The organism is Mesorhizobium sp. M0894 (genome assembly GCF_040319725.1).
GTDB lineage: Bacteria > Pseudomonadota > Alphaproteobacteria > Rhizobiales > Rhizobiaceae > Mesorhizobium.
Map to the genome: position 1 here is coordinate 13446 of NZ_JAMYOG010000006.1, position 19108 is coordinate 32553.

A 19108-nucleotide genomic window follows, 5' to 3' on the forward strand; every position below is an offset into this window, starting at 1 on the left:
GCCGCGGCGATGAGGGCGTCTGCGCGCATGCTCGATTGACCTTCCACAAACTTCGCCCTCTTCAAACCACGCGGACGCAACCGCCACAGGAGCCGATCATGGATGCCATCGCCACCCGCAACGACCTGCAATCCAATGCCAAGAAAGAGTGTATCGATCTTCTCAACGCCCGCCTCGCCGACGCCATAGATCTGGCCTTGATCACCAAGCAGGCGCACTGGAACGTCAAGGGGCCGCAATTCATCGCCATCCATGAGATGCTCGACACGTTTCGCGAGGAGATCGACGGACATGTCGACACCATTGCCGAGCGCGCCGTACAGCTCGGCGGCACGGCGCTCGGCACATCGCAGGAGGTGTCGAAGGCGACTATGCTCGAGGCCTATCCGACCGACATCCACAAGACCCGAGATCATCTGGCGGCGCTGATCGACCGCTATGCCGCGACCGCCAAGCGGGCACGCGCGGCGATCGACGAAGCGGCGGGAGCGGGCGACGCCGACACCGCCGACATCTTCACCGCCTATTCACGCTCGCTCGACAAATTGCTGTGGTTCCTCGAGGCACACACGCAGGAACAGGAATAGAAGGAAACGTCAGCCCGCCATCGCCTTGCCACGACGTGCTTTGGACGGAGCTGCCGGTTCTATCGCGTGGGCGGCCAACGCCGTCATGATCTCGGCTGCGGCGAGTGCGGCGATCACTTGCGGGCGCTTGTCCTTGACGGCATCGCCGCCGATCGGCGAGACGAGGCGGTCAAATTCCGCCTCGCTTCCGTCCGCCGACTTAAGGAACCAGTTCCGAAACGTCGCCTTCTTGGTTCTGGAGCCTATCATGCCGACATAGGCGGCATCCCGGCGTTTCAGCGCCTCGGCGACGATCAGGAAATCCAGCGCGTGGTCATGGGTAAGGACGACGAAGGCGGATCCAGCCGGGGCTTCGCGCACCGTCGCCTCAGGCATCGGCGTCAAACAGGTTTCGACCGTGTCTGGCATGCCCTCCAGCGCTTCGGCTCGCGTCTCGGCAATGACGACATGCACCGGCAGCAAAGCCACCGCCGAGGCCAGCGCATGGCCGACATGGCCGCCGCCGAAGATGTAGACATGCGGCAGCTGCGCCTCCTCGGCTTCCGCCGCCGCGACCAACTTGGCCTCAAGCGCGGCGTCAACCAGCCGGATCAGCACCTCGACCCTGCCGCCGCAGCACTGCCCGATCTCCGGGCCGAGCGCGACGTCGAGCGTCGCGACAGCGTTGCGGCCAGCCCCCTTCTCCCCGTAACTATACGGGGAGAAGGGGCCGGCAGGCGGATGAGGGGCGGCGCCAGCCTCGACAGATTCGCCAGAACCTGAGGCCGATCGACCAAGCATCTGCCGCGCTTTGTCGATCGCCATATATTCGAGCTGGCCGCCGCCGATCGTGCCGAAAGTGGCCGATCCTGAGACGAGCATGAAGGCACCCCTCTCGCGCGGCGTCGAGCCTTTTGTCCCGGCCACCTCAACCAAGGCGACCCGGCAGGCACCGGCAAGAAAGGCTTTCAGGCTCTGCATTTTCGCGTTCATCATTCGCGTTCCCTGTTGGGAAATATAGAGTTTTTCGGCCTGAATTGCACGTTTTCCGGGATTCAAGTGCCGGTCCTGGCTTCTCGCTTCAGCCGTTCGATCGCCATCAGCACCCGTTCCGGCGTGGCAGGCGGGTCAAGGCGCGGGCAGATCTTGTGGCCAGCAACGCTCGCCACCGCATCCGACAGCGCATGCAGCACCGACATTGCGAGCGGAAAGGGCGGCTCGCCGACCGCCTTGGAGCGGTGCACCGTCGGCTCGCCTGCTTCCGCCCAGTCGGCCAACGTGATGTTGAAAATCTTCGGCCGGTCCGAAGCGAGCGGGATCTTGTAGGTCGACGGCGCATGGGTGCGCAGCCGCCCCTTGTCGTCCCACCACAGTTCCTCCGTGGTCAGCCAGCCCATGCCCTGGATGAAGCCGCCCTCGATCTGGCCGAGGTCGATGGCGCGGTTCAGCGAACGCCCGGTTTCGTGCAGAATATCGGTGCGCTCGACGACATATTCGCCGGTCAGCGTGTCGACCGAAACTTCCGAGCAAGCCGCGCCATAGGCGAAATAATAGAAGGGGCGACCCTCGCCCTTGTCGCGGTCCCAATGGATTTTCGGCGTCTTGTAAAAGCCAGCCGCCGAAAGCTGGATGCGCGCCATATAGGCCTGCCTGACGAGATCGGCGAAGGCGATCTCCTGGTTACCGATGCGCACCCGGTTTGGCAGGAACAGCACCTGGTCGCGCGGCACCTGGAATTTCTCGGCGGCGAAATTGGTCAGCCGGTCCTTGATCTGGCGGGCGGCGTTCTGCGCCGCCATGCCGTTGAGGTCGGAGCCGGAAGACGCGGCAGTGGCCGAGGTGTTCGGCACCTTGCCGGTCGTCGTCGCGGTGATCTTGACCTGATCGAGGTCGATCTGGAACTCTTCCGCCACAACCTGCGCCACCTTGACATAGAGGCCCTGCCCCATCTCGGTGCCGCCGTGGTTCAGGTGCACTGAACCATCGGTATAGACATGCACCAGCGCGCCGGCCTGGTTGTAATGGGTGGCGGTGAACGAGATGCCAAACTTGACCGGCGTCAGCGCCAGTCCCCGCTTGATGAAGCGGCTGTTGGCATTGAAAGCATCGATGGTGCGGCGGCGCCTTGCATAGTCGGAACTCGCCTCCAGCTCGGCGACGATGCGGTGGATGATGTTGTCCTCGACCGTCTGGTGGTAGGGCGTGATGTTGCGGTCGCTGGTGCCGTAGAAATTCTTCTTGCGGATTTCGAGCGGGTCCTTGCCGACGGCAAACGCGACTTCGTCGATGACGCGCTCGGCGCCGACCATGCCTTGCGGGCCGCCGAAGCCGCGAAAGGCGGTGTTCGATACCGTATTGGTGTAGAGCGGCGCCGATTGCGCGTGCACCGCCGGCCAGAAATAGGTGTTGTCGCAATGGAACAGCGCGCGGTCGGTGACCGGGCCGGAGAGGTCGGCCGAGAAGCCGCAGCGCGCCGCGAACATGAAATCTACGCCGAGAATATTGCCCTCATCGTCGAAGCCGACCTCGTAGTCGACGAGGAAATCGTGGCGTTTGCCGGTGGCGATCATGTCGTCGTCGCGGTCGGGCCGGATTTTCACGGCCCGATGATGTTTCTTCGCGGCGATAGCGGCCAATGCCGCAAACTGATTGCCTTGCGTTTCCTTGCCGCCGAAAGCGCCCCCCATCCGGCGGATTTCCACCGTCACCGCGTGGCTCGGAACACCGAGCGCATGGCTGACCATGTGCTGGATTTCGCTCGGGTGCTGGGTCGAGGAATAGATGGTGACGTCGTGGTCCTCGCCAGGGATGGCCAAGGCGATATGACCCTCGAGATAGAAATGCTCCTGGCCGCCGATGCGCATCTGCCCTTTCAGCCGGCGTGGCGCTGCCTTGATCGCAGCCGCTGCATCACCGCGCTTCAGGGTCAGCGGCGGCGTGACCAGCTTGTCTTTCCGGGGATCGAGCTCGCCAATATCGGCGACGAACGGCAATTCCTTGTATTCGACCTTGGCCAGCCTCGTCGCCCGGCGCGCCTGCTCGCGGGTTTCGGCGATGACGCAGAAGATCGGCTGGCCGAAGAATTGCACCTTGCCGTCGGCAAGCACCGGCTCGTCGTGGCGGCCGGTCGGCGAAATATCGTTTTCGCCGGGCACGTCGCTCGCCGTCAGCACGTCGATGACGCCGGGTGCGGCGCGGACCCCCGACAGGTCCATGCTGGTGACGGTGGCATGCGTCGCCGCCGAAAGCCCAAGACAGCCGTGCAGCGTGCCGGCCGGTTCCGGCATGTCGTCGATATAGACGGCCGTGCCACTGACATGCTTGTGCGCGGAATCATGGCGCTGATCGGTGGCGACGCCGCCGGCGATTTTTTGCGCCTTCAAGTTCGGAGTGGCGTGCTTGTTCATCATGCCGCCTCGTGCCGTGATACCTGGATCGGCGCCCGGGTGCCCATGGTTTCGGCAAAGAAGCGCAGCAGCAGGTTGCGCGCCGCCAGCGCCCGGTATTCGGCGCTTGCCCGCATGTCGGTCAGCGGCGTGAAATCGCCGGCGTACGCGGCCATCGCCGCCTCGACCGTCGCTTCCGTCCAGGGCTTGCCAAGCAATGCCTTTTCTACGCCAAAGGCGCGCTTCGGCGTTGCCGCCATGCCGCCATAGGCGATGCGTATCTCCGCCACCGTGCCGTCCGCGGCCAGCGTCAGGAAAAACGCGCCTAGCGCTGCGGTGATGTCTTCGTCGCGGCGCTTGGTGATCTTGTAGACGGCAAATTTCGTCTCGCTGCCCGGCAGCGGAACATGCACGGCCTCGACGAATTCGCCGGGCTGCCGGTCCTGTCGGCCATAGGCGATGAAAAAATCTTCGAGTGGGATCGTCCGCCGCTTGTGGCCGCGACGCAGCGTCATGCGGGCACCGAGTGCGATCAGCGGCGGCGGCGTGTCGCCAATCGGCGAACCGTTAGCGATATTGCCGCCGATGGTGCCCATGTTGCGTACCTGATCGCCGCCGATGCGATCGAACAGCGGGCCTAGCGCCGGGATGCATTTTGCCAGCGTCGAGAAGGCTTCGCTATAGGTGACACCGGCGCCGATCGAGATGACGCCCTTGTCCTCGGACATCCCGCACAGACCATCGAGATTGCCGATGAAAACCGCCGGCGAAATATCGCGCATGTGCTTGGTCACCCAAAGGCCGACATCGGTCGAACCGGCGACGATAGTGGCGCCCGGCTCCTCGACCAGCACGCTGGCGAGATCGTCGGCATTGGCCGGCACGATCAGCCGCTTGTTGCCGGAGCCGATCTCAATGCGCGAACCGTCCTTCATCGCGTCGAGCTTGGCCGTGACTGCCTTGCGCTCGGCCGCCAACGGATCCTTTGCCGCCTTGCCGTAGCTGGAGATGGCACGTGCGGCGCGCATGATCGCCTCGTAGCCGGTGCAGCGGCAGAGATTGCCTTGCAGTGCCTTTTCGATGGCGGCGTCCGACGGCTCCGGCGACCGCATCCACAGCGCATAAAGCGACATGACGAAACCCGGCGTGCAGAAGCCGCATTGCGAGCCGTGGAAATCGATCATCGCCTGCTGCACGGGGTGCAGTTTTCCTGCGTCGCCGCGCAGATGCTCGATGGTCACGACATGCGCGCCGTCTAGCGAGCCAAGGAAGCGGATACAGGCATTGACGCTTTCATAGACCAGTGTTCCACCGGAGAGCCTGCCGACCAGCACCGTGCAGGCGCCGCAGTCGCCCTCGGCGCAACCTTCCTTGGTGCCGCGCAGCGAGCGGTCGAGCCGCAGCCAGTCGAGCAGTGTCTGGTCGGGTGCAACCGTGCCGAGCGCGACGTCCTCGCCATTGAGGATGAACCGGATTTCGTTGCGTGTCTTGATCCCGGCCATCTCAGCTTCCCCGGTAGGTCGAATAGCCGTACGGCGACAGAAGCAGCGGCACATGATAGTGCATCGGCTCGGCCATACCGAAGCGGATGGGCACATGGTCGAGGAAGGCCGGTTCCGGCAGTTTTGTTCCCTGCCGGCGCAGATAATCGCCGGCCGCAAAGACCAATTCGTATTCGCCGGTACGGAACTCCGCGCCGGCAAGCAACGGAGCATCGCAACGGCCGTCATCATTGGTGACGACCGTTTTCAGATGCGTCCGGGCCTGGCCGTCAAGATGATAGAGCTCAATCGACAGACCGGCCGCCGGTTTGCCGGCCGCGGTGTCGAGGACATGGGTCGTCAGGCGCCCGCCTTCGGCTTTCGACGTTTCCGCCACTGGCTGCTCCATTCCCTGCACAGTCGAACACTATTCATGAATTGTGCGCCAATTAAAGGCGATGCATAAGTCCCGGTCGAGCGGAGCGCGACAAAAACACTTTCAAAAATTTCGGGGGAATGCGCAGGCACTCCTTTCGACTATCCTGATCACAATTTCCGGCAGGAGCGAGAATGCGTTACGAACGAGACATGCGCGGCTACGGAGCCAATCCGCCGGATCCGAAATGGCCCGGCGGGGCGCATGTCGCGGTCCAGTTCGTCGTCAATTACGAAGAGGGCGGCGAGAATTGCGTCCTGCACGGCGACAAGGCCTCGGAGGCTTTCCTGTCGGAGATCGTCGGCGCCGCGCCCTGGCCCGGCCAGCGCCACTGGAACATGGAATCGATCTACGAATACGGCGCCCGCGCCGGCTTCTGGCGATTGCTGCGCCTGTTCAGCGCGGCACAGGTGCCGGTCACCTGCTACGGCGTCGCCACGGCCCTGGCGCGCTCGCCCGACCAGGTCGCAGCGATGCAGGAGGCCGGCTGGGAGATCGCCTCGCACGGGCTGAAATGGATCGACTACCGCGACCACGCGCCAGAAGACGAGCGCCGCGACATGGAAGCGGCGATACGGCTGCATTATGAGGTGACCGGCGCGCGGCCGGCCGGCTGGTACACCGGCCGCACGTCGATCAACACGGTGCGTCTGGCGGCGGAAGAAGGCGGCTTCGACTATGTGTCGGACACCTATGACGACGAACTGCCCTACTGGTTCGAGCATGTGACACCGAACGGGTCGGCGAAGCCGCAGCTGGTCATCCCCTATACGCTCGACGCCAACGACATGCGCTTTGCCACGCCGCAGGGCTTCAACTCCGGCGACCAGTTCTTTGCCTATCTCAGGGATAGTTTCGACACGCTCTATGCCGAGGGCAAGGCAGGGCGGCCGCGCATGATGAATATCGGCCTGCACTGCCGCCTGGTTGGGCGGCCGGGCCGGGTCGCGGCACTGAAGCGCTTCATCGACTACGTCAAATCACACGACAAGGTCTGGCTGGCACGGCGCATCGACATTGCAAAACATTGGCAGGAGACGCATCCGTTCCGGTTGCCGGCATTGCGCCCGTCGAAAATGGAATTCGAGGCCTTCGTCCACGCATTCGGCGGCGTCTTCGAACATTCGCCGTGGATTGCCGAGCGCGCCTACGAGTTGGAACTCGGCCCGGCGCATGACAGTGCCGGCGGCCTGCACAACGCGCTCTGCCGCGTCTTTCGCGCGGCCAGCGAGGCCGAGCGGCTTTCCGTGCTCAATGCCCACCCCGACCTTGCCGGAAAACTGGCGCAGGCCAAGCGGCTAACCGCGGAATCCTCCAGGGAACAGGCTTCGGCCGGGCTAGACGCGCTGACCGACAACGAGCGCGAGCTGTTCGCAAAGCTCAATGCCGCCTACGTCACCGGTTTCGGTTTCCCGTTCATCATTGCGGTGAAGGGCAAGACCAAGGAGGACATCCTGGCCGAGTTCGAAACGCGTATCGGCAACAGCCGCGATGTCGAATTCGAAACCGCCTGCAGACAGGTCGAGCGCATCGCGCTGCTTCGTCTCAAGGACATGCTTCCACAATAGGCTTTGGCTGCCGCGATGGGCCCTGGCTTCCGCAACAGGCTTGAATTTATGGATATGATGAAAATGGCCGAGCGAACCTATTATGCGCCGCAGGGCGGACATCCCGGCCAGAGTGAATTGCTGACCGGACGCGCCGTGTTCACACAGGCCTATGCCGTAATCCCCAAAGGCGTGATGCAGGACATCGTCACCAGCGCCTTGCCGTTCTGGGATGGGACACGGGTCTGGGTGCTGTCGCGGCCGCTGTCGGGTTTTGCCGAGACGTTTTCGCAATACATCGTCGAGCTCGCGCCCGGCGGCGGCAGCGACCGGCCAGAACCGGATGATGATGCCGAGGGCGCGATATTCGTGGTTGAAGGCGAGCTGAGCGTGTCGCTAGCCGGAAAGAAGCATGTGCTCAGGCCGGGCGGGTTCGCGTTTCTGCCGCCAGCGAGCGGGTGGACGGTGCGCAACGAAAGCGGCGCTGCCGTCCGCTTCCACTGGATCCGAAAGGCTTACGATGCGGTCGACGGCATCGAGCTGCCGCAAGCGTTCTTCGCCAACGAACAGGATATCGTACCGACGCCGATGCCAGGTACCGAAGGCCGCTGGGCAACAACGCGCTTCGTCGATCCTGAAGACATCCGCCACGACATGCATGTCACCATCGTGACGCTCGAGCCGGGCGCGGTCATTCCCTTCGCCGAGACGCATGTCATGGAGCACGGGCTTTATGTGCTGGAGGGCAAGGCGGTCTACCGTCTCAACCAGGACTGGGTCGAAGTCGAGGCCGGCGACTATATGTGGCTGCGCGCCTTCTGCCCGCAGGCTTGTTATGCCGGCGGGCCAGGCAAATTCCGCTACCTCCTCTACAAGGACGTGAACCGCCACGCCAAGCTCGGCGGTGTGGGCATCGAGGGTCGCGCGCGGTGATCCGCATCGTCGCGCGGCCGCTGACCCGCGAGAATTTCGCCGAATTCGGCGACGTCATCGATATGGGCGGCGACAACCATTATCCGATCAATGGCGGCAAGGCCGAGCGCTATCACGATCTCGCCACCGCTGAAGCACGAGGCCCGAATGCGCACGTGCTGATCTCGATGGTGCGTGGCACGCCCTATGAGCTGCCGTTGAAGCTTACCATGGTCGAGCGCCATCCGTTTGGCAGCCAGGCCTTCATTCCGCTGTCACCACGGCCGTTCCTGGTCATCGTCTGCCATGACGGCGAGGAAGGCCCGGGCGAGCCGCATGCGTTCATCACCGCGCCCGGGCAAGGCGTCAACTATCCGCGCAATTTGTGGCACGGCGTGCTGACGCCGATCGGCGAGCCCCAGGACTTCCTGGTCGTCGACCGGGGCGGCGACGGCTCCAACCTCGAAGAGTGCCACTTCTCGCACGCCTATGAGATTCATCTTCCCGATGGGAGCCGGTGATGGCTGACATTTCGCTGATCGACCGCCTGCTCGACGTCATAGAGCACGACATCGTGCCGAAGACGGCGAAGGGTGTCGCGCATGGCAACAAGTTGTTCGGCGCGGCGATCCTGCGCAAGGACGACAGCTCGCTGGTGCTTGCCGAAACCAACAATGAGACGGAAAACCCGCTGTGGCACGGCGAGGTGCATTGCCTGAAGCGCTTCTACGAAATGCCGAAGGCCGAGCGCGTCGACACCGCGGATGCCATCTTTCTCGCCACGCACGAACCTTGCTCGCTCTGCCTGTCGGCGATCACCTGGACCGGCTTCGACAATTTCTACTATCTGTTCAGCCACGAGGATTCGCGCGACAGTTTCGCTATCCCGCACGATTTGAAGATCCTGAAAGAGGTCTTCACCCTCGATCCCGGCGGCTACAATGCCGAGAATGCCTATTGGAAGAGCTTTTCGATCCGCAGACTGGTACGATCGCTGTCGGGGCCTGAGCGCGAGCGGCTGGGGGCGCGGATCAGCGCCGTCTCGGCAATCTACGACGAACTGTCCGGCGCTTACCAGGCGAGCAAGGCCGAAAACGACATCCCGTTGAATTGACGCGGATTGACCAGCCGAATTCGTTGGCTGGCCCACGACGACATCCTGCGGACTCCATCATCTGGCGCTCCTGGAGTCTGCCCGCATGAAAATCGTCACTGAATTCCCACGAAAGATCGTCGAATTTCCTGATATGGGCATCGTCATGCCCGACGGCTGCCGGCTGTCGGCGCGGGTGTGGATGCCGGCCGATGCTGCCGACGATCCGGTGCCGGCAATCCTCGAACATCTGCCCTATCGCAAGCGCGACGGCACGATCTATCGTGATCAGCTGACGCATCCCTATTTCGCAGGCCACGGCTACGCCTCGATCCGCGTCGACATGCGCGGCAATGGCGATTCCGAAGGGCTGATGGACGATGAATATTCCGAGCAGGAATTGCAGGACGCTTGCGACGTCATCGCCTGGGCGGCGGCGCAGCCCTGGTGCAACGGCAATGTCGGCATGATGGGCATTTCGTGGGGCGGCTTCAACTGCCTGCAGGTAGCAGCCAAGCAGCCGGCGGCGCTGAAGGCGGTTATCAGTCTCTGTTCGACAGTCGACCGCTACGCCGACGACATCCACTACAAGGGCGGCTGCCTGCTGATCGAGAATTTCGGCTGGGCTTCGACCATGCTGTCCTATTCGTCGCGGCCGCCGGATCCGTTGCTGGCCGGCGACAACAGATGGCGCGAGCTGTGGCTGACCCGGCTGGAGAACCAGCCCTCCCTGGCGCCGCTGTGGTTGAAGCACCAGCATCGCGACGCCTATTGGAAACGCGGCTCGATCTGCGAGGACTATTCCGCCATTCATGCCGCGGTGCTGTCGATCGGCGGCTGGCATGACGGTTATCGCAATACGATTTCCCATCTCGCCGCCAATATCGAGGCGCCGGTCAAGGGCATCGTCGGCCCGTGGATCCACAAATACCCGCATTACGCCGCGCCCGAACCGCGCATCGGCTTCCTGCAGGAGGCGTTGCGCTGGTGGGACCGCTGGCTGAAGGACCTCGACACCGGCGTAGAGGCCGACCCGGCCTACCGCGCCTATGTGATGGACAGCGTGCGTCCGGCGCGCTGGCATCCCGAGCGGCCGGGCCGCTGGGTCGCTGAAACGGAATGGCCGTCACCCAACATCAAGACGCAAGAGGTTGAGCTTATCGCTGAAGGCAACCACGCTATCGTCACTTCGCCGCAAAGCTGCGGCCTTGCCGGTGGCGAATATTTCCCCTTCACCTTTGGACCGGAACTGCCGGGTGACCAGCGCACCGACGATGCGCTGTCGGTGTGCTTCGACCAGCCGGTGCTGACCGAAGCGGTCGACATCGTCGGTGCTCCCGAAGTTGTGGTCAGGGTCTCGTCGGACCGGCGCCAGGCGAACATCGCGGTTCGGCTGTGCGACGTCCATCCGGACGGAGCGTCGGAGTTGATCTCCTACGGCGTGCTCAACCTGACGCATCGCAACTCGCACGAATTTCCCGAAGCGCTGGTGCCCGGCGAAACCGTCAGCGCCCGGGTGGTCCTCGACCAATGCGCCTATCGCGTGCCGGCCGGCCACCGCTTGCGTGTTGCCATCTCCAACAGCTATTGGCCGATGATCTGGCCGTCGCCGGAGCCTGTCCGGCTGGAATTGTCGGCCGCGACATTGATGCTGCCGCTGCGCCCGCTGGCGCCAGGTGACGAAGTGGTCTTCCCCGCTCCCGAGGGCGCCACGCCCTGGGCAACCGAAACGGTCCGCGCCGCCAATTCCGAGCGTCATGTCGATCGCGACGAAAAGACCGGAATGATCACGCTTTCTATCGTCGACGATTTCGGTGAGGTGCGCGACCTGGAGCATGGCCTCGCCCACGGGAGCATCGCCAGAGAGACATGGGCGATCCGTCCTGACAATCCGCTGTCAGCCTTGGGCAAGACGCATTGGACCCAGACGCTGTCGCGAAATGAATGGTCGGTGCGCACCGAAACCTTCGCCGAAATGCGCTCCGACGCGCAAAGCTTCATGGTTAGCGCCAGAATTGAAGCCTATGAAGGCGAGAAACTGGTCTTCGAGCGCGACTTCGAGGAGAATATCCCGCGGGTACTGCTTTGAGCGCTTATAGCGATTGGTCCAATTGCGACGCACGATTTACGCCACGGCATGTCGCATTCGGTCTTGCTTACCCCTTTCCCTTACGGTCATTATTCTCCCGATTGAAATGAGAAAAAACGACCATAAGGTCGGACCAACAGAGTGAGGAACTCAACATGTCGAACGAACTGGAGTATCTGAGCCGGCGCGTTGCGTCCGGCAAGCTGAGCCGTCGCGATTTTCTCGGCCGGGCGGCAGCGCTCGGCGTCACCGCAACCTTCGCCAATTCGCTGCTTTCCAGCGCTTCCCGCGCGGCGGGTCCGGTCAAGGGCGGCACGCTCAAGGCCGGCCTCGTCGGTGGCGAATCCACCAACAGCCTCGATCCGGCGCTGTTCATGACGCAGGTGCCGTTCGCCTTCGGCAAGATGTGGGGCGAACTGATCGTCGAGCTGTCTCCCGAAGGCAAGCTCGAGAACCGCATTGCCGAGGAGATCGGCTCGTCGGACGACGCCAAGACCTGGACGCTGAAGATCCGCGACGGCGTCGAGTTCCACAACGGCAAGAAAGTGACTGCAGAGGACGTGGCCGCCACCCTCGAACGCCATTCGGACGAGAAGTCGAAATCCGGCGCGCTCGGCTATATGAAAGGCATCGAGAGCATCAAGGCCAGCGGCAAGGAAGTGGTGTTGACGCTGAAGGAGCCGAATGCCGATCTTCCCTATCTGCTTAGCGACTATCACCTGATCATCCAGCCGAACGGCGGCAAGGACAAGGCCGATGCCGGCATCTCGGCGGGTCCTTACAAGGTCACCACCAACGAGCCCGGCGTGCGCCATGGCGGCGAGCGCTTCGCCAACTACTGGCAGGGCGACAAGATGGGCCATGCCGACCAGATCGAGATCATCGTCATCAACGACGCCACGGCGCGTACGGCGGCCCTGCAGGGCGGCCAGGTCCACATGATCAACCGCGTCGAGCCGAAGATCGTCGACCTGATCAAGCGTGTGCCCGGCGTCACCATCCGCAACCATTCGGGACCCGGCCACTACGTCTTCATCATGCACTGCAACACCGCGCCGTTCGACAACAACGATTTGCGCATGGCGCTGAAGCTGGCGATCGACCGCGAGGAGATGCTGAACAAGGTGCTGCGTGGCTATGGCTCGCTCGGCAACGACTTCCCGATCAATGCATCGTACCCGCTATTCACCGAGATCGAGCAGCGCAAATACGATCCCGACAAGGCCAAGTTCCACTACAAGAAGTCGGGCCATGACGGTGCCGTCCTGCTCCGGACGTCGGACGTCGCCTTCCCCGGTGCCGTCGATGCCGCACAGCTATTCCAGCAAAGCGCGGCCAAGGCCGGCATCAAGCTGGAGATCAAGCGCGAACCGGGCGACGGCTACTGGTCGGAAGTCTGGAACAAGCAGCCCTTCTGCGCCTCCTACTGGGGCGGCCGGTCGACGCAGGACCAGATGTACTCGACTGCCTATCTGTCGACGGCCGACTGGAACGACACACGGTTCAAGCGTCCGGATTTCGACAAGATGGTGCTGGCGGCTCGCGCCGAGCTCGACGAGGCCAAGCGCAAGGCAATGTACCACGACATGGCTGTGATGGTGCGCGACGAGGGCGGCCTGATCCTGCCGATGTTCAATCAGTTCATCGACGCGACGGGCGCCAAGGTTGCCGGCTGGGTGGATGATCCGCATCAGGAGTTGATGAACGGATATGCTCTCGCGAAGTGCTGGCTCGAAGCCTGAGCCCGGCCTTGCGGATATGTCCTCACCCATCGTGAAACTGGTGGCCCAGCGCATTGCGCTGGGCATCATCCTTCTATTGGCCGTTTCGGTCCTGATCTTCGCCGGCACCCAGATCCTGCCCGGCGATGTTGCGCAAGCCATTCTCGGGCAGTCGGCGACACCGGAGTCGCTCGCCAATCTGCGCGAACAGCTCGGGCTCAACGATCCGGCTTACATCCGTTATTTTCGCTGGCTCGGCGGCATTCTGACCGGTGATCTCGGCACGGCTATGTCGAGCGGTCAGGATATCGCAACCTCTATCAAGGGAAGGCTGTGGAACACGCTGTTCCTCGCCTTCTGGGCGGCGGTCGTCGCGGTGCCGCTGGCGATCATCCTCGGGCTGATCGCGGTGCGCTACCGCAATGGCTGGGTCGACAAGCTGATCTCGGGACTGGCGCTGGCCTCGACGTCCTTCCCGGAATTCTTCGTCGGCTATGTGCTCGTCTTTTTCTTCGCGGTGCAACATCAATGGTTTCCCGCCATTTCCACCGTCTATGACGGAATGCCGTTCGGCGAGCGCATCCAGGCCATAGCACTGCCGGCGGCGGCGCTGACCTTGGTGGTGCTCGCCCATATGATGCGCATGACGCGCGCCGCGATCCTCAATGTCATGCAGTCGGCCTATGTCGAAACCGCCGAACTCAAGGGGCTTTCGGCCTTCGCCGTCATCCGCAGGCATGCCTTCCCCAATGCGATTGCGCCGATCATCAACGTCGTCATGCTCAATCTCGCCTACCTCATCGTCGGCGTCGTCGTTGTCGAAGTGATCTTCGTCTATCCAGGCATGGGACAATACCTCGTCGACCACGTCACCAAGCGCGACGTGCCGGTGGTTCAGGCGGTTGGGCTGATCTTCGCCGCCGTCTACATCAGCCTGAACATCATCGCGGACATAGCGGCGATAGTCGCCAATCCGCGCCTTAGACATCCGAAATGAAGGGGTCGGGTATGCTCGTCATCAAACGCATCCCCATCCCGGCATTGATCGGCATTGTGCTGACGGCGCTGTTCGTTCTGGCGGCGATTTTTGCACCGTGGATCGCGCCGCATGGCAATGCCGAGATCGTCAGCGACGTCCCTTGGGAACCGATGTCGGCGGCGCATTGGCTGGGCACCGACAATCTGGGCCGCGATCTGTTGTCGCGCATGATCTATGGCGCCCGCATCACCCTGTTCATCGCGGTGCTGGCGACCGCGCTATCGTTCTCGCTCGGCGCCATACTCGGCTTCTCGGCGGCGGTTTTCGGCGGCTGGTTCGACACGCTTCTGTCGCGTCTCGTCGATCTCCTGATGTCGATCCCGACGCTGATCATGGCCCTTGTCGTGCTTTCGGTGCTGCCATCCAATCTGGTGACGCTGATCCTGGTCATGGGCGTTCTGGATTCGACCCGCGTCTACCGCCTGTCGAGGGCGGTCGCCGTCGACATCAACGTCATGGATTACGTCGAGGCGGCCAAATTGCGCGGCGAAGGCAGCGGCTGGATCATCTTCCGCGAAATCCTGCCCAATGCGCTGTCGCCGCTGGTTTCGGAACTCGGCCTGCGCTTCATCTATGCCGTGCTGTTCCTGTCGACGCTGTCCTTCCTTGGGCTTGGCGTACAGCCGCCGGACGCCGATTGGGGCGGTATGGTCAAGGAAAACAAGGATGGTATCGTCTTCGGCATAGGCGCCGCCCTCATTCCGGCGGCGGCGATCGCAGCGCTAGCGATTTCCGTCAATCTCGTCGCCGACTGGGTGCTCAACCGCACGACAAGCCTGAAGGGAGGACGCGGGTAATGGCTGACAAGCAACCTAAGCCCGGGCAACCGAGGTCCGGCGTGCTGCTCGACATCCGCAATCTGCGCATCGAGGCCACGGTATATCCGCCGGGCGAGGCGCCGAAGAACATCGTGCTGGTGCACGATGTCTCGCTGACGCTCGAAAAGGGCAAGGTGCTCGGATTGATCGGCGAGTCCGGCGCCGGCAAATCGACCATCGGCCTGTCGTCGATGGGCTACGGCCGCGGCGGCGTGCGCATCACCGGCGGCGAGGTCATCCTCAATGGCCGCGACATCCTGAAGGGCGGCAACGAAGGGTTCCGCAAATTGCGCGGCCGCGAGGTCTGCTATGTCGCGCAATCGGCGGCAGCTGCCTTCAACCCGGCGCACAGGCTGATGGACCAGGTGGTCGAGGCAGCACTGCTGCACGGCACGGCGACGCGGGCCGAAGCCGAAAAGCGCGCCGTGGCGCTGTTCAAGAAGCTCAGCCTGCCGAACCCCGAAAGCATCGGCGAGCGCTTCCCCCACCAGGTGTCGGGCGGTCAGCTGCAGCGCGTGATGACGGCAATGGCGCTGTGCTCGGAGCCCGACCTGATCGTCTTCGACGAGCCGACCACGGCGCTCGACGTGACGACGCAGATCGACGTCTTGGCGGCGATCAAGGATGCCATCCGCGACACGCATGTCGCAGCGCTCTACATCACCCACGATCTTGCCGTCGTCGCCCAGGTATCGGACGAGATCATGGTGCTGCGCCACGGCCGGCTGGTCGAATGGGGCGGCACGCGCCAGATCATCAAGGAGCCGCGCCAGGAATACACCAACGCGCTGGTTTCAGTGCATGAGATCGAACATCAGGAGCAGAAGCCCGGCACGAGCCCGTTCCTGTCGGTCAAGAACATCACCGCCGCCTATGGCCGCAGCCACATCAAGGTGTTGAAGAACGTCTCGGTCGATATTTTCCCGGGCCAGACGCTGGCGGTGGTCGGCGAGTCCGGCTCCGGCAAATCGACGCTGGCGCGCGCCATCACCGGCCTCTTGCCGCCCGAACAAGGCACCGTCACCTTCGACGGGCGGCCGCTCGCCAACCGGCTTGCCGACCGGCCGAAAGAGGATCTGCGCCAATTGCAGATGATCTACCAGATGGCCGATGTGGCGATGAACCCGCGCCAGACGGTCGGCACCATCATCGGCCGGCCGCTGGAATTCTATTTTGGGATGCGCGGGCGCGAGCGCGACAAACGCGTCGCCGAACTGCTCGACAAGATTGAAATGGGCAAAGGCTATATCGACCGCTATCCGGCCGAGCTTTCGGGCGGCCAGAAGCAGCGCGTCTGCATCGCCCGCTCGCTCGCCGCCAAGCCGAAGCTGATCATCTGCGACGAGGTGACCTCGGCGCTCGACCCGCTGGTCGCCCATGGCATACTGGAGCTGCTGCTCGGGCTGCAGAAAGAGGAAAACGTCGCCTATCTGTTCATCACCCACGACCTGGCCACGGTCAAGTCGATCGCCGATTCAATCGCGGTGATGTATCGCGGCGAGGTGGTGCGCTACGGCGCCAAGAGCACCGTGCTGACGCCACCCTTCGATGCCTACACCGATCTTTTGCTGTCGTCGGTGCCCGAAATGGAGATCGGCTGGCTGGAAAAGGCGATCAAGGGACGGCGCATGGCCAGCGCGGGAAATTAGACACTCCCGTGGCGCTCAAGACAAAACTTTTGGTCATCATCCTCGACGGCGTGCCTTACCGGAACTGGCGGCGGCTGATGGGCAATCTCGAAGGCTGGGTGCAATCAGGCGAAGCCCGCGTATGGAAAATGCGCTCCGTCCTGCCGTCGACCTCGGCATCCTGCTACGCCTCGATCCACACCGGCGTGCCGCCCCAAGTGCACGGTATCCTGTCGAACGAGAACCGGTTTCGCGTCGAACAGCCGGACATTTTTTCCGAAGTCAGCAGGGCCGGCGGCAAGACGGGTGCGGTCACCCATTCCTACTGGTCCGAATTCTTCCGGGCCTATCCGTTCGACCTGGTCGAGGACATGGAGTTCGACGAGCCGGGCGGGCCGATCGGCCACGGCCGGTTCCACACCATGACCGGCTATAATGCCAGGAACCAGATGACGCCGAGCGACGTCGACCTGTTCGCTACCTTGACCATGCTGACCAGGCGCTACGGCATCGACTACGGCATCCTGCACAGCTGCACGCTGGACTCGATGGGCCACCGCTTCGGCCATGACTGCCATGAGATGGATCATGCCGTCTATGCAATGGACGCCATGCTCGCCGGCTTCCTGCCGCGCTGGCGGGAGGCCGGCTACGAGGTGATCGTCACCGCCGATCATGGCCAGACCGATCGCGGCCATCATGGCGGCCACGACGAGGAGATGCAGGATTTCGCACTTTACTACTTCGGATCCGGCGAGGGTCCGGAAGCCAAGACGCTGCTCGATCAGCTGCAGCTCGCGCCAACGGTGCTTGCGCGCCTCGGCGTGCCGGTGCCGGCGACGATGAAGGCAAAGCCATTTCTCGACTGATTGGTGCCTGGCCTGCTTTGCTTGCGGAGAACATAAAGCCGGTCGAAATGCGCGACGCCAAATGGAGGCCAGATACAGGAGTCAAAGTTCGAGACAGACCTTGCCAAAATGCTTTTGGGACTCGTAGTGCTTGAAGGCATTGGCGATCTCCTGCAGGGGAAAACCGCGGTCGATCGCAGGCTTCAAACGGTTGGCCTCTATGGCACGGATCATGTCGTTCTGGTCTGCCCTGCTGCCAATCGAGATTCCGCTGATCCTGATCTGATTGGAAAACAGGGCCGGGATCGAAACTTGCCCGGCAAAACCAGTCAAGACACCGATCAGTGCGATGTGGCCGCCCATCCTGCAAGCTGTTATCGACTGCGCCAATGTGCCGGGCCCGCCAACCTCGATCACATGATCGACGCCGCGTCCGTCCGTCAATACCCTTGCCTTCTGGCCCCAATCCGGCACCGCCTTGTAATTGACGACAATGTCGGCTCCAAATCGCTTTAACTTTTCCAGCTTCTCCTCCGATGAGGAGGTGGCAATAACCCGAGCGCCTGCAATTTTTGCGAATTGCAGCGCGAACAGCGATACACTTCCCGTGCCAAGGACCAGCACCGTATCACCAGGCTTCACCTGGCCGCACACCATCAGGGCTTTCCAGGCGGTGACGCCGGCACAAGTAAGCGTTGCCGCCTCCACATGCGTGAAGTCTGCCGGTGCCCTTGTGAAGGCATGCCAGGGCATGCACACATACTCGCGGGTATAGCCGTCAACATCATCTCCCAATTCGCCCTTCTTATTGGCTGGCGTCGGTTCGCCTGCCAGCCAATGGGGCCAATAGGTGCTGACGACGGCATCTCCGACCTTGAATTCTTGGACATCGTCTGAGACCGCAACCACCTCTCCGGCGCCATCGGACAGCGGGATACGGCCATCGGCGCACGGTTTCTTTCCCAGCGCCACCATACTGTCGTGGAAATTCAACGAACACGCTCGTATCCTGACAAGCAACTCACCCGGCCCTGGTTCTGGGCAATCTTCCTCGACCAGCTTGAGATTTTCCAAGCCTCCCGGCGCTTTCAGCCTAATCAATCTCATGGAAAGCTCCTTCCGACCGCGCAAGGCTTCATGCGCCCCACCACTCGCGTGGACGCTTGACCGCGGCGAACACCGCCATGGGCGACTGATCCACGAGAATCGCGGCCGCAAAGCTGTTGTTGGTCATGACATTTCGTTTCTTCAGGCTGGATTGCCATTTGCGATCGGGACCTTAGTCGCCCGGCAGCGGACTGTTGAGTTACAAAACTGTCGGGAATCCCTGCACGGCGATGGCGTCCAATTACGCCTCGCCCGAGGCTGAACGACTGCACCTTACCCGATGGTTATGAGCCGCCTTGTGGCCGCCGTCATTGCGAGCCTGACGGCCGAGACAGTATCGCTAAAAAGGGGGAGAACGGTACACTCTGGCAACCTCTCCGCTCTTCGGTTAGCCTCCGCAAATATCCGGCGGAGGCGGTGAACCCTTTTTGGGCCGA

Annotated in this window: 16 protein-coding genes; 11 read left to right on the plus strand and 5 right to left on the minus strand. The window is 62.7% G+C overall.

The window, feature by feature from the left end:
• The first annotated feature begins 98 nt into the window (after positions 1 to 98).
• The gene (dps, locus tag NKH91_RS13420; RefSeq protein ID WP_023718076.1) at positions 99 to 587 is read left to right on the plus strand and encodes a DNA starvation/stationary phase protection protein Dps; all 489 of its coding nucleotides are present in this window, start codon (positions 99 to 101) and stop codon (positions 585 to 587) included.
• 9 nt (positions 588 to 596) lie between these two features.
• Here dps and xdhC read toward each other — a convergent pair whose 3' ends face one another.
• The 4 genes from xdhC to uraH all read right to left on the minus strand — a co-directional run bounded on the left by xdhC (position 597) and on the right by uraH (position 5830).
• On the minus strand, positions 597 to 1559 hold the full coding sequence (xdhC, locus tag NKH91_RS13425; RefSeq protein WP_352548003.1) for a xanthine dehydrogenase accessory protein XdhC: 963 nt from the start codon (positions 1557 to 1559) through the stop codon (positions 597 to 599).
• A 62-nt stretch (positions 1560 to 1621) separates the two neighbouring features.
• Complete coding sequence (gene xdhB, locus NKH91_RS13430) at positions 1622 to 3973, minus strand: xanthine dehydrogenase molybdopterin binding subunit (RefSeq protein ID WP_352847790.1); 2352 nt, start codon at positions 3971 to 3973, stop codon at positions 1622 to 1624.
• Positions 3973 to 5454: a xanthine dehydrogenase small subunit gene (gene xdhA, locus NKH91_RS13435; protein ID WP_352847770.1), complete on the minus strand. Its 1482-nt coding sequence runs from the start codon at positions 5452 to 5454 to the stop codon at positions 3973 to 3975. The genes xdhB and xdhA overlap by 1 nt, the downstream gene beginning before the upstream one ends.
• 1 nt (position 5455) lies before the next feature.
• On the minus strand, positions 5456 to 5830 hold the full coding sequence (gene uraH / locus NKH91_RS13440) for a hydroxyisourate hydrolase (RefSeq protein WP_023676223.1): 375 nt from the start codon (positions 5828 to 5830) through the stop codon (positions 5456 to 5458).
• A gap of 173 nt (positions 5831 to 6003) precedes the next feature.
• On the opposite strand from uraH, the gene puuE reads away from it, so the two are divergent.
• From puuE to NKH91_RS13490, 10 genes are all read left to right on the plus strand, one after another.
• On the plus strand, positions 6004 to 7437 hold the full coding sequence (gene puuE, locus NKH91_RS13445) for an allantoinase PuuE (protein WP_352847767.1): 1434 nt from the start codon (positions 6004 to 6006) through the stop codon (positions 7435 to 7437).
• Positions 7438 to 7500: 63 nt separating this feature from the next.
• Positions 7501 to 8349 (plus strand): bifunctional allantoicase/(S)-ureidoglycine aminohydrolase, encoded by an 849-nt coding sequence (locus tag NKH91_RS13450; protein WP_023718081.1) that lies wholly within the window; start codon positions 7501 to 7503, stop codon positions 8347 to 8349.
• Positions 8346 to 8849, plus strand: a complete 504-nt coding sequence (locus NKH91_RS13455; RefSeq protein WP_023718082.1) for an ureidoglycolate lyase — start codon at positions 8346 to 8348, stop codon at positions 8847 to 8849. Before NKH91_RS13450 ends, NKH91_RS13455 begins: the two co-directional genes overlap by 4 nt.
• Positions 8849 to 9442 (plus strand): nucleoside deaminase, encoded by a 594-nt coding sequence (locus NKH91_RS13460; protein WP_352847764.1) that lies wholly within the window; start codon positions 8849 to 8851, stop codon positions 9440 to 9442. Before NKH91_RS13455 ends, NKH91_RS13460 begins: the two co-directional genes overlap by 1 nt.
• A gap of 85 nt (positions 9443 to 9527) precedes the next feature.
• On the plus strand, positions 9528 to 11510 hold the full coding sequence (locus NKH91_RS13465; RefSeq protein ID WP_352847761.1) for a CocE/NonD family hydrolase: 1983 nt from the start codon (positions 9528 to 9530) through the stop codon (positions 11508 to 11510).
• A 155-nt stretch (positions 11511 to 11665) separates the two neighbouring features.
• Complete coding sequence (locus NKH91_RS13470) at positions 11666 to 13252, plus strand: ABC transporter substrate-binding protein (protein ID WP_352464554.1); 1587 nt, start codon at positions 11666 to 11668, stop codon at positions 13250 to 13252.
• A 16-nt stretch (positions 13253 to 13268) separates the two neighbouring features.
• A complete protein-coding gene (locus tag NKH91_RS13475) occupies positions 13269 to 14228 on the plus strand; it encodes an ABC transporter permease (RefSeq protein ID WP_023718086.1) in 960 nt (319 codons plus the stop codon).
• 11 nt (positions 14229 to 14239) lie between these two features.
• Positions 14240 to 15067 carry an ABC transporter permease gene (locus NKH91_RS13480; protein WP_023718087.1) on the plus strand — a complete coding sequence of 276 codons (828 nt, stop codon included), beginning with the start codon at positions 14240 to 14242 and terminating at the stop codon, positions 15065 to 15067.
• Positions 15067 to 16737, plus strand: a complete 1671-nt coding sequence (locus tag NKH91_RS13485) for an ABC transporter ATP-binding protein (protein ID WP_352847758.1) — start codon at positions 15067 to 15069, stop codon at positions 16735 to 16737. The genes NKH91_RS13480 and NKH91_RS13485 overlap by 1 nt, the downstream gene beginning before the upstream one ends.
• An 8-nt stretch (positions 16738 to 16745) precedes the next feature.
• Entirely contained in the window at positions 16746 to 17585 is an 840-nt protein-coding gene (locus tag NKH91_RS13490; RefSeq protein WP_023718089.1) for an alkaline phosphatase family protein, read from the plus strand.
• Positions 17586 to 17666: 81 nt separating this feature from the next.
• Here the strand turns inward: NKH91_RS13490 and NKH91_RS13495 are convergent, their stop codons facing one another.
• Positions 17667 to 18671, minus strand: a complete 1005-nt coding sequence (locus NKH91_RS13495; protein WP_352885426.1) for a zinc-dependent alcohol dehydrogenase family protein — start codon at positions 18669 to 18671, stop codon at positions 17667 to 17669.
• Positions 18672 to 19108: the final 437 nt, after the last annotated feature.